Raw genomic sequence first — 16,028 nt, forward strand, 5'->3', positions numbered from 1 at the left:
ACGGGAGAGAGGGACGGCTGGGTACGGGAACTGCTCTGGCCGTGACGCCGGGCGCGGGGGGGGGCGCCGGGGGCCCCCCCCCCCCCCCCCCGCCCGCGGGGGGGGGGGGGCGCCCCCCCCCCCCCCCCCCCCCCCCGCCCCCGTGGGCTCGTGGATCAGAGAGTGATCAGGACCTTGAGCGCCTCGCGCCGGTCCATCGCCCGGTAGCCCTCCGGGGTCTCCTCCAGGGAGACGGTGCGGTCGAAGACCCGGCCCGGATCGACGGTGCCGTCGAGGACCGCGGGCATCAGCTCGTCGATGTAGGCGCGCACCGGGGCCGGTCCGCCGGTGAGTGTGACGTTCGGCCCGAACAGGCTGCCGAAGCCGACCGGGGCCTCCTCGTACTGCGGGACGCCGACCCGGCTGATCACACCGCCGGCCCGGACCGCGCCGATGGCCATCTCGTAGGCGGGCAGGTGGCCGACGGCCTCCAGCACCGCTCGGGTGCCCTGGCCGCCGGTCAGCTCGTGGACCTTGGCGATGCCCTCCTCGCCGCGCTCGGCGACGACATCGGTGGCGCCGAAGAAGCGGCCCAGATCGGTGCGGTTCTTGTGGCGCCCCATGAGGATGATCCGCTCGGCGCCGAGCTGCCTGGCCGAGAGGACGGCGAGCAGACCGACGGCGCCGTCACCGATGACGGTCACGCTGTCCCCCTGCCGGACGCGGGCCTGATGGGCCGCGTGGTAGCCGGTTCCGTACACATCCGCCAGGGTCAGCAGCGACGGCAGCAGCGCGGAGTCCACGTCCTTGGGGAGCTTGACCAGGGTGCCCTGCGCCTGGGGGACGCGGATGGCCTCGGCCTGGGCGCCGCCGACGCCGGCGGCGAAGAAGCCGCCCTGCGGACAGGAGGTCTGCAGGCCCTCGCGACAGTACGCGCAGGTGTTGTCGGCGAAGGCGAACGGCGAGACCACCAGATCGCCGCGGCTGAGGCCGGACACCTCCGAACCGAGTTCCTCGACGACGCCGATGAACTCGTGGCCCATCGGAGCGGGCCCGTCCTCGGCGGACAGGCTGTGATAAGGGTGCAGGTCACTGCCGCAGACGCAGGAGCGCACGATGCGCACGACCGCGTCGGTGGGCTGCTCGACAACCGGGTCAGGGGCGTCCTGGACGCGCACGTCGCCCGCTTGGTGCATGAACGTTGCCCGCATGAGGACATCTCGCTTTCTGAATGATCAAGAGAACTGTTCCTGCCGATGGCACCACGGGCGACAGGCAGGTCGTGGACCCGCGAACCACTCCTCCGGGGCCTAGGCCGTGGGCTGCGGCCCGACGAACTCCATCCGTGTCCTTCTTCTTCATCGAGTGCGGGCGACGACTCCATGCCCCGGGAGCGGGCTTCGCTTCGCGGGTGTGTCCGCGGTTCCGATTCTCCTCGCGCCGGCCGGACGCACTCGTCGCACTGGGCCAGCCGGCGTAACCGCTCCGGCGGACTTCGCCGGCGGGGTCCATGGTGCCGCTCCAGGGTCCGGGGGAGAAATCCCGAACCGCTTCCTCTCACCTCTCGTCGGCGCCGAGAGCCGTCGACCGGGACGACGGGAGACCGCTCGGACGCGGGCTCCCGTCCTCCCGATACGGGGCTACCGGCGTTGCCACTCCCGTGCCAGCAGTTCGTAGGAGCGGACCCGGTCGGCGTGGCCGTGAGTGATCGTGGTGATGAGCAACTCGTCGGCGCCGGTGGCCTCCTGGAGCTGTTCGAGCTGGTCCGCCACGCGTCCCGGCGATCCGACGAACTGGGTGTCGACGCGGTCCGCGACCAGCTCCCGGTCCGCGTCGGTCCAGGCGTGGGCCCGGGCCTGTTCGGGGGTGGGGAACTCGATGGCCCCCTCGGCGGTGCGGATGCTGCGGACCCAGGGGGCGTAGCCGGTGGCGAGTTCGCGGGCCGTCTCGTCGTCCTCGGCGACGACGACATCGGCGGAGACACTGACATACGGCTCGTCGAGCACTACGGAGGGCTTGAACGCGGCGCGATAGCCCTCGGCCGCCTCCAGCACGGTGGCCGGGCTGACGTGGTAATTCGCGGCGAAGCGCAGACCGTTTCGACCCGCGACATCAGCGCTCTGTCCGCCGCTGCTGCCGAGGATCCACACCTGTACGTCGGCCCCCTCACCGGGGACGACGTGCGCCTCGACGCCGTCGGCGGAACGGTAGGTGCCCCGCAGCAGCGCGAGGATGTCGTCTATCTGCTCCCCGTAGTCCTGCGCCCGGGCGCCCGGTTGGTGGAGCAGCTGTTGCTGGAGGGCGATCCGGGGGGAGCCGAGCAGCCGCTCGAAGGAGAACCTCGGCGGGATTCTCAGCCCGTTGGGGGCTCGTCCGTCGACGACGGGGGCCGTGGCCGGCGAGGACTTCGCGGTGGGGCCGGCCGAGCCGGTGGGTCCGGTGGGCCGGCCTCCCGAGCGGCCCAGCCCGAGGTCGAGCCGTCCCGGGTGCAGGGCGTCGATCAGGCCGAACTCCTCCACGGTGGACAGCGCGGTGCGATGGCCGAGCTGCGCCGCCCCGGAGCCGAGCCTGATCGTGGAGGTCGCGGAGGCGGTCAGGGCCAGCACGACGGCCGGCGAGGTGCCCGCCACACCGGGGTTGAGGTGGTGTTCGGCGACCCAGTAGCGGGCGTAGCCGAACCGCTCGGCCCGCTGGGCCAGGTCGATGGTGTTGCGCAGCGCGTCGGCGGCGGTGGAGCCGGACAGGACCGGAACGAGGTCGAGGACCCCGAGGGGGATGCGGGACACGGTCGGGGTTCTCCTCAGTGGTCGGAGGCGGGGGCGGGGGGCGCGGGTACGGGATCGGCCGCGGCCCCGGAGGCGGCGCCGGCGGGGCCGCGCTCGGGCTCGGCGAGCACCGGGCCCCAGCCGAACGGCGGGTCGGGGATCTCCCGTCGCAGTACGGGGGCGATGTCGGACTGGAAGAGTTCGAGCGCGTCACGGTGCTGGGTGTCGGTGAGACCGCCCGCGTCGGCGTGCAGGTGCATCACGGTGTGTCCGAACCGCTCGTGGTACCGGTGGACCTTCTCGATGATCTGCTGGGGGCTGCCGATCAGCGCCGAGCTGCGCTCGGTGAAGTCCTCCAGGGTGGGGAAGACCGGGGCGACGCCCAGGCGTTTCTGGAAGGCGAGAGAGCCCTCGAAGACCGGCCGGTAGGCGGCGGTCGCCTCCTGGGAGGTACGTGCCGCGTAGTAGCCGGCCGTCCCCGCGCCGACCGCGATGCGCGCCGGGTCGTGGCCGTAGTGCTGCCAGCGTTCGCGGTAGTGGCGGATCAACTCCGCGTACGGTTCGATGGTGTTGCTGACGTTCGCGGAGAACAGCGGGTCCCCGTGACGGGCGGCCAGGTCGACCGACTCCTTACTGGTGGCGCTGCCGTGCCAGACCCTGATGGGCTGCTGGAGGGGTCTGGGCCACACCTCCGCGTCCTTGAGCCCGGGGCGGAAGCGCGTCGCGGCCGTCACCTTGTCCTGCCGCCAGATGTCGCGGAACACCTCATAGCTCTCGGCGTTGCGCTCCCACTGGTCCTCGGGCGTGACGTGGAACAGCTCCCGCTGAGCGGTGCCGTTGCCCTTGCCGACGATCAACTCCAGTCGGCCGCCGGACAGATGGTCCAGGGTCGCGTAGTCCTCGTAAGCGCGCACCGGGTCCAGCAGACTGAGCGTGGTCACGGCGGTGAACAGCCGGATCCTGGAGGTGAGGGCGGCGATATGGCTGAGCACGACCGGCGGTGAGGAGGAGAGGAACGGCCGCTCGTGCCGCTCCCCCACGCCGAAGCCGTCGAACCCCAGCTCCTCGGCGAGCAGCGCGTTGTCCAGGACCTCGCGGAAGCGCTCCCCGGTCGGCTTGCGGACCCCGGTCACCGGGTGTGGAGTGTGTGCGATCAGGGTGATGGCCAGGAACTTCACGAGGCCACCCGCTCCCCCGTCGGCCGCGCTTCTGGGTAGGCCAGGCCGAGGTGGTCGCGCAGGGTGGTGCCCTCGTACTCCGTACGGAACACACCGCGCTCCTGGAGCAGCGGAACCACGGTGTCGGCGAAGACGTCCAGGCCGCCGGGGATGATGTGCGGGGCGAGGATGAAGCCGTCGCTGACATCGGACTGCACGAAGTCGTTGACGGTTCTGGCGACTGTCGCCGGGGAGCCGACGAAGGTCTGACGGCTGCCGGTCTCGATGACCAGGTCCCGGATCGACCAGTTGTTGGCGGCGGCGCGCTCCCGCCACTCCCGCGCGGTGGCCAGCGGGTCGCGGTACATCCGCACCTGGGCCCGGCCGCGGGCGATGGTGTGCGCGCCGGGGTCCGGGTCGATGTCGGGCAGCGGGCCGTCCGGGTCGTACCCGGAGAGGTCGCGGTTCCAGACGAACTCCAGGTGTTTGATGGCCGTGGCGCCGCTGACCTGCTGTCGGCGCACCTCGCGGGCCGCCTCCCGTGCCTCGTCGTCCGTGTCGCCGAGGACGAAGGTCGCCGCGGGCAGGATCAGCAGCTGGTCGGGGGTACGGCCGTGGCGGGCCAGGCGTCCCTTGACGTCCGCGTAGAACGCCTGGCCCTCCTTCAGCGTGCTGTACCGGCTGAAGATCGCGTCGGCGCCGGAGGCGGCGAACTCCCTTCCCTCCTCGGAGTCGCCGGCCTGGAAGATCACGGGGCGGCCCTGCGGGCTGCGCGGGACGTTGAACCGCCCCTCGATGTCGAAGTGCTGTCCCTTGTGCACGAAGGCTCCGGCCCTGGCGTCCCGGAGGAAGGCGCCGGTGGCCGGGTCGGCGACGATCTCGTCCCCGCGCCACGAGTCGAACAGTTCGTTCGCGGTGGAGAGGAACTCCTCGGCGCGGGAGTAGCGCTCCTCCTGCGGGAGGAAGCCGCCGCGGCGGAAGTTCTCGCCGGTGAAGGCGTCCCACGACGTGACGACGTTCCAGGCGGCGCGCCCGTCCGAGAGGTGGTCGAGGCTGGCGAACTGGCGGGCCACCTCGTAGGGCTCGTTGAAGGTGGAGTTGATGGTCCCGGCCAGACCGAGGCGTTCGGTGACGGCGGCGAGGGCGGACAGCACGGTGAAGGTGTCGGGGCGTCCCACCACGTCCAAGTCGTATATTTTTCCTCCCTGTTCGCGAAGGCGCAGCCCTTCGGCGAGGAACAGGAAGTCGAATTTGGCGCGTTCGGCGGTCTGCGCGAAGTGCGCGAAGGAGCTGAACTCGATATGGCTGCCGGCCTCGGGGTCGCTCCACACCGTGGTGTTGTTGACGCCGGGGAAGTGGGCCGCGAGATGTATCTGCTTGAGCGGCTTGCTCATGGTCGGTGTTCCCTCCGGCTCAGGCGGTGGCGTAGCGGTTGGCGGGGCGGGCGAGACCGAGCAGCCCGCGCAGGGTGCCGGCCTCGTAGGCGTCCCGGAAGGCGCCGCGGCGCCGAAGTTCCGGCACCAGACCGCGGGTGATCGCCGCCAGGTCGTGGGGGATCACGGCGGGGCGCAGCCGGTAGCCCGACAGCCCGGCCCGCTGCCACTCCAGGAGCAGGTCGGCCAGTTGTGCCGGAGTGCCGGTGAAGACCTTGGCGTCGCTGGTGAAGGGGCGTCCCGCGAGTCCGTCCAGCCGGTCCCGGCGGGCCGCGGCGGCGCCGGGGTCGTCGTCGAGGAACACCACCAGATCGCCGAAGAGGTGCAGGGGCTCCCGGGCCCGCGCGGTCGTGGCGCGCTCGGAGCGGATCTCGGCGACGATGGCGCGGGCCTGGTCGGCGTCGTGCGGGGTGACGTAACCGAGGTCGGCCGAGCGCGCGATCAGCCGGTAGGGGACGGTGTCGTGTCCCAGGGCGGTGACGACGGGCTGGCCCTGCGGCGGGCGGGGGGTGATGGAGGGGCCCTTGACGTTGAAGTGCCGCCCCGTGAAGTCGATGTAGTGGAGTTTGTCGCGGTCGATGAAGCGGCCGGTGGACGCGGAGCGGATCTCGGCGTCGTCCTCCCAGCTGTCCCAGAGGCGGCGCACCACCTCGATGTGGTCGGCGGCCTCGTCGAAGAGTTCGGCGAGCGCTTCCCGGGTGCCCGGTGTGGACTGTTCCCCGAAGCGGATGGGCGGGATCGCACGGCGGCCGAAGTGCGCCGCCTCGTTCTGCCGGGTCGAGACCTGGACCCGCAGGCCCGCGCGGCCGGTGCTCGCGTAGTCGAGGGTGGCGACGGCCTTGGAGATGTGGAACGGCTCCGTATGAGTGGCGACCACGGTCGGTACGATCCCGATGTGCCGGGTCAGCGGGGCGACGCGTGCGGCGACGAGCACCGCGTCCAGCCGCCCGCGCACCTGGTCGGTGCGTCCGTCGGGTCGCGTGAAGTCCGAGGACTGGAGCCCGAGTCCGTCCTCGATGGTCACGAAGTCGAGCAGGCCGCGCTCCGCCTCCGTGACGAGGCCGGCCCAGTAGGCGGCGGTGAACAGGTCCCGGGGCCGGGCTCCCGGCTCGCGCCAGGCGGCCGGGTGCCAGCCGGCGCCGTCGAGGGCGACGGCGAGGTGGAGCGGGGAGGGCGGGGAGGGCGGGGAAGAGGGCAGCGGAGAGGACGAGGACACGGAAGGGTGCCTTCCTGATCGACCGTGGGTGATCGCCGCCCCTCATCGGGAGGGGCGGGCGCGGCGGAACAGGTCAGGCCCGACAGAGCGCGCCGGCCACGCGCTGGAGGTCGATGTGCGGCCGGGAGTACAGGTGGACGCTTCGTCGCGGGGAGAGAACCCTGGCAGGCGGAAGGGTGAGGGGTGACCTCATGTCCGCCTCCGCTCTTTCGTCTCCGGCGGACCCGAGGGCCTCGCCCGCCCAACGCCCGCGGAATCCGGGCGGACTCCGCCCGGTCGTCGCCCCGAGCACCCCACAGCGGTGGGGCCTGCCGGCCGGCAGGCCGGGCTCGACGCCGACACTCGTGAACCGAACCGAACGTTACGCGCGCCGTCTGCCCCGCGCAATGCCCGGTTTCCGGGGGGCGCGTTCATGGCGGCCCCGCGCACGGCGACGCGTACCGCTCCGCCCGCCGGGGAGAGCGGGCGGAGCGGTACGCGTCGGCGGTGTCGGCGCTCCCCCGCCCGGGCGGCGGCACACGCGTACCGCCCCTGCCGGACCCCCGTCCGGTCGGTCGCGCGCCGTGTCAGTCCGTCCCGCCCTCCCAGGAGCTGCCGTAGCGGTGGGCGAGCGCGGTCGCCTCCTCGGTGGTGAGCAGCCGGGGAGCGGTGTCCTTGAGGAGCAGGGTGAGACGTGCGACCTCCTCCAGCTCGACGGCGGCGTCCACGGCGCGCGCGAGGGTGGTACCGGCCGTGATGGGGCCGTGGTTCTGGAGCAGGGCGGCGCGGAACGGGAAGCCGAGGGCCTCCAGCCGCCGCGCCTGGTCCAGGTCGCCGGGGGCCGCGTACGGGACCAGCGGTGTCTGGCCCACCCGCATCACGAAGTACGGCGTGAGGGGTGCCAGCGCGCTGCGGCGGGACCACGCGGGCAGGCAGGAGCAGGCGGCGGCGTGGGCGCTGTGCAGGTGGACCACGGCGCGGGTGGCGGGGTCACGGCGGTAGAAGGCCCGGTGCAGCGGGAACTCCTTGGACGGTGGTGGCCCTGCCGTATGGCCCTCGTGCAGGGGCGCCCGTGCGTCCAGCACGGCCAGCTGCTCGGGGTCCAGGGCTTCCAGCCGGGCCCCGGTCGGGGTCATGTATATCCGATCGCCGACGCGCACACTGAGGTTGCCGGACGCTCCCGGGCTCAGCCCGGCGGCCGACAGTTCACGTCCGGCCGCGACGAGTTCACTGCGGGCGTCGCTCATGCCAGCTCCTCCCAGGCGCTGGTGAACAGGGACCGGCCGCCGAAGTTCCCCGACTTCAGCGCGAGGTTGTAGGACGCCCCGTCCGGTGCCGCGCCCCGTGCCCAGGAGACTCCGGGGGCCAGGGCCGGGCCGAGTTCCAGGCGGCGTACGCCCAGGGCGCGCACCACACTGCCCGAGGTCTCGCCGCCCGCCACGACGAACTGCCGGGCGCCCGCTCCGGCGAAGGCGGCGGCGCAGCCCGCGAGCGCCTCCTCCACCAGCTCGGCCGCGGGCCGCTCGCCCTCGGGTGGCTGCCGTTCGATGTCCGACAGCGATCCGACGGCGTAGACGAGGACCGGTGTGTCGGGCGCCGTGGACCAGTTCGTACGGGCCCAGTCGGTCAGCCGGGCGACCTCGGCCGCCGGGTCGGCGCGCAGGGCGGCCAGGTCGAGCCGCCGGCTGGGCAGGCTCTGCCGCGCGGCCTCGATCTGGGCGCGGGTGGCCGCCGAAGCGCTGCCGGCCAGTACCGCGCGGTGTCCGGGGATCACGGGCATGGCTCCGGTGGCCGGGGCGCCGCGCGCGGGCAGGCCGAGGGCGAGCCCGGAACCTCCGGTGACCAGCGGGTGGTGTGCGGTGGCCGCGGCGATCCGGGTGAGGTCCTCACCGTCGATGGCGTCGACCACCACATAGCGCCGCCCGTCGTCCCCTCCGCCGTCCAGGGCCGCGCGCAGGGCGCGCGGATCGCCGCGGACCACGTCCAGACCGACGGCGGAGACGGGGTGGGCGGTCTGCGGGGAGAGCAGCCGGACCAGGTGGGAGTCGGTCATCGGGGTCAGCGGGTGGTGGCGCATGGGGCTCTCGCCGAGCAGTTGGTCGCCGACGAACAGATGGCCGCGGTAGACGGTGCGTCCGGTGTCCGGGAAGGACGGCACCACCACCGCGACCCCGGTGTCCAGCTCGGCCATCAGCGCGTCGGCGACGGGGCCGATGTTCCCGCGCGGTGTGGAGTCGAAGGTCGAGCAGTATTTGTCGTAGATCCGCTCACAGCCCAGCCCGCGCAGGGCCGCGAGCGCGGCCACGCTCTCGCCGACGGCCTCGGCGACCGGCGCCGTACGGGACTTCAGCGCGACCACCACGGCGTCCATGTCCGCCAGCTCCGCCAGCTCGTCCTCGGTGGGCACACCGAGTGTGACACTGGTCCGTACCCCCCTGGCCACCCAGTTCGTCGCGAGATCGGTGGCGCCGGTGAAGTCGTCGGCGATTCCGCCCCATCGGAGTGCTGTGTGTGCTCTGCGCACCGTCTGCCACCCGTCCTTGTGTCGTGAATACGCCCGGGCGAGCCGCGTCTCCCGGCCCGCTCCGGACCATCCGGTCATCCCGACTGTCACACGATCGAGATATGTGAATCAATGTTACGTACGTTGACGCTTATGTTAATCCACGTTACGTTCACGCTGCGAAGCGGGAAACCGCATGGCACCATTCCGGCCCCGCGCGGGCCGCTTTCCCAGGAGGGCTCATGAACGCCAACACGCCGGGCGATCCGCTCACGGCGGGCCCCGTGACCTACGCGCTCACCGGTGCGGGCGGCGGCTTCGCCCGCACCCTGCTCGCGCAGTCGCTGCTGCTCCCCGGTCTCCATCCGGCCGTGCTGTGCGACCTGGACCCCGACGCGGTTCTGGCCCTCTGCGCGGAGCTGGGCTACGACCCGGCCACCGTGGTCACCGTGGCGGACGCGGACGGGCTGCGCGCGGCCCGCGCCGCCGGACACACCGCCGTCGTGGCCGACATGGCACTGCTGGCCGACGCGGCGTACGACATTCTCGTGGAGGCCACCGGCAGCCCCTCGGCCGGGTTCCGGGCCGCTCGGCAGGCCATCGAGGGCCGCCACCACGTGGCGATGGTCAGCAAGGAGGTCGACTCCGTCGCCGGGGTCGAGCTGGACCGGCTCGCCCGTCTGCACGGCGTCGTCTACACCCCCGCCGCCGGGGACCAGCCCGCCAACCTGATCGAGTGGTACGACCGGCTCCGCGCGCTGGGCCTCGACATCGTCGCCATCGGCAAGTCCGGCGAGTACGACCTGGTCTTCGACCCGGCCACCGGCGAGGTGCGCCAGCTCGACCAGTCCCTGCACGCCCCCGAACTGGGCGCGCTGCTGCGGCTCGGCGACGATGTGCCGGCCACGCTCGCGGCCCGCGCCCGGGCTGTCGCCCCGCTCAAGCGCGCCGCCGCCGCCGACTACTGCGAGATGGCCGTGGTGGCGGCGGGCACCGGCTTCGTACCCGACCGCGAGGCCATGCACTACCCGGTCGCGCGCACCGCCGAACTCGCCGATGTCTACGCCCTGCGCGAGGACGGCGGTGTGCTCGGCAGGTCCGGTGTGATCGATGTCTTCAGTGTGCTCCGGCTGCCGGAGGAGGCCAGCTTCGCGGGCGGTGTCTTCGCCGTCGTCCGCACCCACGACCCGGTCACCTGGCGCACCCTCGCCCAGAAGGGCCATGTCGTCAGCCGCGACGGCCGCTACGCCTGCCTGTACCTGCCCTACCACCTGATGGGCGTGGAGACGCCGCTCACCCTGCTGGCAGCCGTCCGCGACGGCGTGCCGACCGGCGCGGCCGTACCCGGCCGGCACGCCGTGCTCGCGGGGCGCGCCGACCGCGACCTGCCCGCCGGGACGGTCCTCACCATGGGCGGGCACCACCACGAGATCGACGGTGTCGCTCCCGTCCTGCTGCCCGCGGCCGAGGCGCCCTCCGACACCGCTCCCTTCTATCTGGCCGCCCACGCCCGGCTCGTCCGGGACGTCCCGAAGGGGGCCCTGATCACGCTGTCCGACATCGGCGGCCACGACCCCGACCTGCTGGCCGCCTGGAACACGGACGCGGTCCCCGCGCCCCGGACACACTGAACGGCTCCGACCGAGTACAAAGAGGTATTCCATGTCCGACGCCTACACGCTGCTCGCGTTCGGCGGAGCGATCGTCGCGCTGGTGCTGCTGATCGCCAAGTTCAAGGTCCATCCGGTCGCCACCCTCTTCGTCATCGTCACCACGCTCGGGCTGGTCCTCGGGCTGGGCGGCGAGAAGACACTGAAGCTGGTCACCGACGGGTTCGGCTCGACCATGTCGAGTGTCGGGCTGCTGATCATCTTCGGCTGTGTGCTCGGCAAGATGCTGGAGCTGAGCGGCGCCGCGCTGCGCATCACCGAGGAGGCGCTGCGCTGGTTCTCCGGCCGGAAGATCCCCTGGGCGATCGCGCTGGCCTCGGCCGTCGTCGGTATTCCGTTGATCGCCGACACCGTGGTGCTGATGCTGATCCCGGTGGTCTCCGCCATCGCGATGCGCAGCGGCATGTCGATGATGCGGCTCGGTCCCGTCCTCTACATCGGCGCGTATGTGATGACCTCGCTGGTCCCGCCGGGTCCCGGCCCACTGGCCGCCTCCGCCCTGCTGGGCGTGGACCTCGGTGAGGCGATGCTCTACGGCGCGCTCGTCGGCATCCCCGGCATCATCGCCGCCACCGTGTATCTGCTGACCATCAAGACGTACGTCGCGCCGAAGGCGGAGTACGTCGACCACCTGCCCGCCCCGGTCGCCGTCGGCGCGGCGGGCGGTGCGGACATCGCGGCCGGATCGGGCAGCACGAGCGGTTCGGGCAGCACGAGCGGTTCGGGCAGCGCGGCCGGTTCGGGCGACACGAACAGCGCGAACGGCACCGCGGGTACCGACACCGCCGGTACCGACAAGGCGGCCGGTACCGACCCCGAGGCCGTACGGCTGCCGAGCCTGGCCCTGTCGCTGATACCGATCTTCACGCCGATCCTGCTCATCATGCTCGACTCCTACGCCGTGGACGCGGTCGGCGAGAAGTCCTGGCTGGGCGGGGTGCTGCGCTTCCTCGGCGCACCGCTGATGGCCCTGTTCATCGGCTGCCTCACGGCCCTGCCGCTGTTCGGCCGGGAATGGCGGCGCAAGAGCACTCTCAACGACCTCTTCGAGGCCGGGCTGAAGCTCGCCGCCCTCCCGCTCGCCCTCACCGGAGTCGGCGGAGCGCTGGCCCTGATCATCCGGGACACCGAGGTCGCCGACGGCGCCGCCGACATGATCCGGGACTTGGGGCTCTCGCCCATCATCGTGCCGTTCCTGGTGGCCGCGGCCATCTGCACGATCACCGGCTCGAACATCCTCGGGGTGATGACCGCCGCCGCGATCATGGAACCGCTGATGGCGGGACTCGGTATCTCCGCGCTCGCCGTCTATCTGGCGTGCGGCACCGGCGCGCAGATCATGAAGCACGCGAACTCGTCGGGCTTCTGGGTGACCACCACCCTCTCCAACATGACGGTGGGGCAGGGAATCCGGTCCATCGGGGTGGCCTCCGCCATCTCCGGGACGACCGGGTTCGCCGTCCTCTACGTCCTGTACGCGATGGGGCTGGTCTGACCGGGCCGACGCGCCGCTCGTCCGGGGTACCGTCACACTCCGGCGCCACTCCGGGCGGGCGGCCCGTGCCGCGGGAACCAGGCCCGAGACGCATCAGGGAGACACGAGTGAAGGAGACCCGGGTGACCACCGACGACACCCCCCTCATCCCGGACCAGCGCCGGGAGCTGCTGATCGAGCTGCTGCGGGGGCATTCGGTGCTCAGCGTCCACCAACTCACCGAGATGCTGGGCGTCTCCCACATGACCGTACGCCGGGACATCGCCGCGCTGGAGGCACAGGGCCGCGCCGTCTCGGTGACCGGCGGGGTGCGGATCGCCGGCCGGCAGCTGCACCACGAACCCAGCAGGGTCGACAAGTCGATGATGGATCAGCCCGCCAAGCTGGCCATCACCCGCGAGGCGGGCGAGCTGCTGCGGGACCACACCACGGTGTACCTGGACGCCGGCACCACCTGTCAGGGCCTGGTGCCCCATCTGATGCGGCGGAAGGGAATGACCGTCGTCACCAACGACTTCACCACCGCCAACGCGCTGATCGGCAATCCCGACATCGAGGTGATCCACACCGGCGGGCGCACCGAGCACGCCAATCGCTCCACCGTGGGCCGGCTGGCGGCGCTGACCCTCCAGCAACTCGCCCTGGACATGGCCTTCATCTCCACCAGTTCCTGGGACGTCCGACGCGGGGTGACCACGCCGTCGGCGCCCAAGGTGGAGGTCAAACAGGCGGCGATGAGCAGCGCCTCCCGCTCGGTGCTGCTGGCGGGCAGCGCCAAGTACGACACCTTCGGCATGTACCGCGTCGCCGCCCTGACCGCGTTCGACACCGTGATCACCGACGACGCGCTCACCCCGGCCGTCCGTGAGGCGTTGCTCGCCGGGGGCGTCGAGCTGAAGGCGGCGCGCACGGAGGGCGTCTGAGGAGCGCCGGTGTCCGGCGTTGTCCGGTCACCGGCCCGACCCGGCAAACCCCGGACGCCCGAACAGGGGGCGATAAGGGGCCCGGGTCACGTTCCGGGATTCGGGCAGGAGTGCGCGCCCGCCGTCTCTGCCTCTAAGGTGGACGTGCAGCTGGTTCGCCCTGTCCGCCAGGCGGGGTGTCGCAAGAGGGAACCCGGTGGGAATCCGGGACTGCCCCGCAGCGGTGAGTGGGAACGACCGCCGTCATACAAGCACTGGATCCGACCGGTTCCGGGAAGCGACGGCCAGTAGGTGCCCCGTGCGCGACACGCGACACGGGACGGGCCCACGAGTCCGAAGACCTGCCCGTTGCCCGCGCGCGACCGATCGCGTGCGGATATCCCGGTGACCTCGTGGGCGGGTCGGCGTACATATCGAGCGGCACACGCGACGATACGCGTCGTGGGCCGCCCGGTCGGTCGTCCCTTCGCGTCCTCGGTCCCGTCCCCGGGATACCAGGACACGTCTCGCGAAGGAGAGTTCCGTGACAGCCGAGCCCGCGACCGCGGCAGCACAGGCCACCGTGTACGGCTACCCCCGCCAGGGTCAGAAGCGTGAGCTGAAGAAGGCCGTCGAGGGCTACTGGAAGGGCGAAGTCACCGCCGCCGCCCTCCGGGAGACCGCGGCGGACATCCGGCGCTCCAACTGGCGGCAGCTGGCCGACGCCGGCATCCATGAAGTGCCGTCCGGTGATTTCTCGTACTACGACCACGTTCTGGACACCAGCGTCATGGTCGGCGCCGTCCCCGAGCGGCACCGCGCGGCGGTCGCGGCCGACGCGCTGGACGGCTACTTCGCGATGGCCAGGGGAACCCGGGACACCGCCCCGCTGGAAATGACGAAGTGGTTCGACACGAACTACCACTATCTGGTGCCGGAGCTGAGCCCCGACACCGTCTTCACCGCCGACTCCGCCAAGCAGGTCGCCGAGGTCACGGAAGCCCTCTCCCTGGGACACTCCGCCCGCCCGGTCCTCGTCGGCCCCGTCACCTACCTGCTGCTGGCCAAGCCCGCTCCGGGCGTCCCGGCGGACTTCGAGCCGCTGACCCTGCTGGACCGGCTGCTGCCGGTGTACGCCGAGGTGCTCGCCGATCTGCGAGCGGCCGGCGCCGCGTGGGCGCAGCTCGACGAACCCGCGCTGGTGCAGGACCGCACCCCGGCCGAGCTGAACGCGGTCGCCCGCGCCTACCGCGACCTCGGCGGTGCGGCCGACCGGCCGAAGCTGCTGGTCGCCTCCTACTTCGACCGGCTCGGCGAGGCGCTGCCCGTCCTGGCCGAGGCGCCAATCGAGGGTCTGGCCCTCGACTTCACCGGCGCGGCCGCCGCCAACCTCGACGGCCTCGCGGCGGTCGGCGGAGTGCCCGGCAAACGGCTGGTCGCGGGCGTCGTGGACGGTCGCAACATCTGGATCAACGACCACGCGAAGTCCCTCGCCACCCTCGGCACGCTCCTCGGCCTCGCCGACCGCGTGGACGTCGCCGCGTCCTGCTCGCTGCTGCACGTACCGCTGGACGCCGCGGCCGAACGCGACATCGACCCGCGGATCGCCCGGTGGCTCGCCTTCGCCCGGCAGAAGACACGGGAGATCGCTGTCCTGGCGCGCGGTCTCGGCCAGGGCACCGGGGCCGTCGCGGCCGAACTCGCCGCGAACCGGGCCGATTTGGCGTCCCGGGCCGGATCCGTACTGACCCACGATCCCGCGGTCAGGGCCCGGACCGCCGCCGTCACCGACGCGGACGGCCGGCGCACGCAGCCGTACACCCAGCGGACCGCCGCCCAGCGCGCGCACCTCGGACTCCCGGTGCTGCCGGTGACGACGATCGGCTCGTTCCCGCAGACCGCCGAAGTGCGCGCCGCCCGGTCCGACCTGCGCAAGGGGCGGATCGATGTCGCCGGGTACGAGGAGCGGATCAGGGACGAGATCCGGGAGGTCCTCTCCTTCCAGGAGAAGGCCGGCATCGACGTCCTGGTCCACGGCGAACCCGAACGCAACGACATGGTACAGTACTTCGCCGAGCAGCTCACCGGCTACCTCGCCACCCGGCACGGCTGGGTCCAGTCCTACGGCACCCGCTACGTCAGGCCCCCGGTGCTCGCCGGGGACATCTCCCGCCCCGGGCCGATGACGGTGCGCTGGACCACGTACGCGCAGTCGCTGACCGAACGCCCCGTCAAGGGCATGCTCACCGGCCCCGTCACCATGCTCGCCTGGTCCTTCGTCCGCGACGACCAGCCGCTCGGTGACACGGCGCGCCAGGTGGCGCTCGCGCTGCGCGACGAGGTGGGCGATCTCGAGGCCGCGGGCACCTCGGTCATCCAGGTCGACGAACCGGCCCTGCGCGAGACGTTGCCGCTGCGCGCCGCCGACCGCGCCGCCTACCTGGCCTGGGCGACCGAGTCGTTCCGGCTCACCACCGGTGGAGTACGTCCCGCCACCCAGATCCACACCCACATGTGCTACGCGGAGTTCGGGGACATCGTCCAGGCCATCGACGACCTGGACGCCGATGTCATCAGCCTGGAGGCGGCCCGTTCGCACATGCAGGTCGCCAGGGAACTGGCCGAGCACGGCTACCCGCGCGAAGCCGGACCCGGCGTCTACGACATCCACTCCCCGCGCGTGCCGAGCGCCGAGGAGGCCGCGTCCCTGCTGCGCAAGGGGCTGGAGGCCATCCCGGCCGAGCGGCTGTGGGTCAACCCGGACTGCGGCCTGAAGACCCGCGGCTGGCCCGAGACGCGGGCCTCCCTGGAGAACCTGGTCAGCGCCGCCCGGGAGATCCGCGCCGAACTGGCGGGCGCCGAGCACTCCTGACCAGCGGGCGGGCCGGCCGGACACCTCACCGCGTCCGGCCGGCCCGGCCGGGGCCGC

At 72.3% G+C, this 16,028-nt stretch carries 12 protein-coding genes and 2 riboswitches; of the genes, 4 read left to right on the forward strand and 8 right to left on the reverse strand.

Going from position 1 to position 16,028, the window contains the following annotated elements:
• Positions 1-155: 155 nt before the first annotated feature.
• From ACFY6S_RS01670 to otnK, 8 genes are all read right to left on the reverse strand, one after another.
• Positions 156-1,190 carry an alcohol dehydrogenase catalytic domain-containing protein gene (locus tag ACFY6S_RS01670; protein ID WP_388829259.1) on the reverse strand — a complete coding sequence of 345 codons (1,035 nt, stop codon included), beginning with the start codon at positions 1,188-1,190 and terminating at the stop codon, positions 156-158.
• Between the two features lie 429 nt (positions 1,191-1,619).
• Positions 1,620-2,765 carry an LLM class flavin-dependent oxidoreductase gene (locus tag ACFY6S_RS01675; RefSeq protein ID WP_388829262.1) on the reverse strand — a complete coding sequence of 382 codons (1,146 nt, stop codon included), beginning with the start codon at positions 2,763-2,765 and terminating at the stop codon, positions 1,620-1,622.
• A gap of 14 nt (positions 2,766-2,779) precedes the next feature.
• On the reverse strand, positions 2,780-3,922 hold the full coding sequence (locus tag ACFY6S_RS01680) for an LLM class flavin-dependent oxidoreductase (RefSeq protein ID WP_388829265.1): 1,143 nt from the start codon (positions 3,920-3,922) through the stop codon (positions 2,780-2,782).
• A complete protein-coding gene (locus ACFY6S_RS01685) occupies positions 3,919-5,295 on the reverse strand; it encodes an NtaA/DmoA family FMN-dependent monooxygenase (RefSeq protein WP_388829268.1) in 1,377 nt (458 codons plus the stop codon). The genes ACFY6S_RS01680 and ACFY6S_RS01685 overlap by 4 nt, the downstream gene beginning before the upstream one ends.
• 19 nt (positions 5,296-5,314) lie before the next feature.
• On the reverse strand, positions 5,315-6,550 hold the full coding sequence (locus tag ACFY6S_RS01690; protein WP_388829271.1) for an LLM class flavin-dependent oxidoreductase: 1,236 nt from the start codon (positions 6,548-6,550) through the stop codon (positions 5,315-5,317).
• Positions 6,551-6,623: 73 nt separating this feature from the next.
• Positions 6,624-6,743, reverse strand: coding sequence for a putative leader peptide (locus ACFY6S_RS01695; protein ID WP_388829274.1), 120 nt, complete (start codon positions 6,741-6,743; stop codon positions 6,624-6,626).
• A gap of 46 nt (positions 6,744-6,789) precedes the next feature.
• Positions 6,790-6,900, reverse strand: a riboswitch (SAM riboswitch).
• 216 nt (positions 6,901-7,116) lie between these two features.
• The gene (locus ACFY6S_RS01700; RefSeq protein WP_388829277.1) at positions 7,117-7,776 is read right to left on the reverse strand and encodes a class II aldolase/adducin family protein; all 660 of its coding nucleotides are present in this window, start codon (positions 7,774-7,776) and stop codon (positions 7,117-7,119) included.
• The gene (otnK, locus tag ACFY6S_RS01705; protein ID WP_388829280.1) at positions 7,773-9,053 is read right to left on the reverse strand and encodes a 3-oxo-tetronate kinase; all 1,281 of its coding nucleotides are present in this window, start codon (positions 9,051-9,053) and stop codon (positions 7,773-7,775) included. The genes ACFY6S_RS01700 and otnK overlap by 4 nt, the downstream gene beginning before the upstream one ends.
• A 221-nt stretch (positions 9,054-9,274) precedes the next feature.
• Here otnK and ACFY6S_RS01710 point away from each other — a divergent pair, with 221 nt between their 5' ends.
• From ACFY6S_RS01710 to metE, 4 genes are all read left to right on the forward strand, one after another.
• Positions 9,275-10,663: a homoserine dehydrogenase gene (locus ACFY6S_RS01710; RefSeq protein WP_388829283.1), complete on the forward strand. Its 1,389-nt coding sequence runs from the start codon at positions 9,275-9,277 to the stop codon at positions 10,661-10,663.
• A 31-nt stretch (positions 10,664-10,694) separates the two neighbouring features.
• Entirely contained in the window at positions 10,695-12,197 is a 1,503-nt protein-coding gene (locus ACFY6S_RS01715; protein WP_388829286.1) for a GntP family permease, read from the forward strand.
• Positions 12,198-12,319: 122 nt separating this feature from the next.
• Positions 12,320-13,120 (forward strand): DeoR/GlpR family DNA-binding transcription regulator, encoded by an 801-nt coding sequence (locus ACFY6S_RS01720; protein ID WP_388829289.1) that lies wholly within the window; start codon positions 12,320-12,322, stop codon positions 13,118-13,120.
• Between the two features lie 134 nt (positions 13,121-13,254).
• Positions 13,255-13,484: riboswitch (cobalamin riboswitch) on the forward strand.
• Between the two features lie 159 nt (positions 13,485-13,643).
• Positions 13,644-15,971 carry a 5-methyltetrahydropteroyltriglutamate--homocysteine S-methyltransferase gene (gene metE / locus ACFY6S_RS01725; protein WP_388829292.1) on the forward strand — a complete coding sequence of 776 codons (2,328 nt, stop codon included), beginning with the start codon at positions 13,644-13,646 and terminating at the stop codon, positions 15,969-15,971.
• Positions 15,972-16,028: the final 57 nt, after the last annotated feature.

The organism is Streptomyces sp. NPDC012835 (genome assembly GCF_042900885.1).
In the GTDB taxonomy this organism is placed as follows: Bacteria; Actinomycetota; Actinomycetes; order Streptomycetales; family Streptomycetaceae; genus Streptomyces.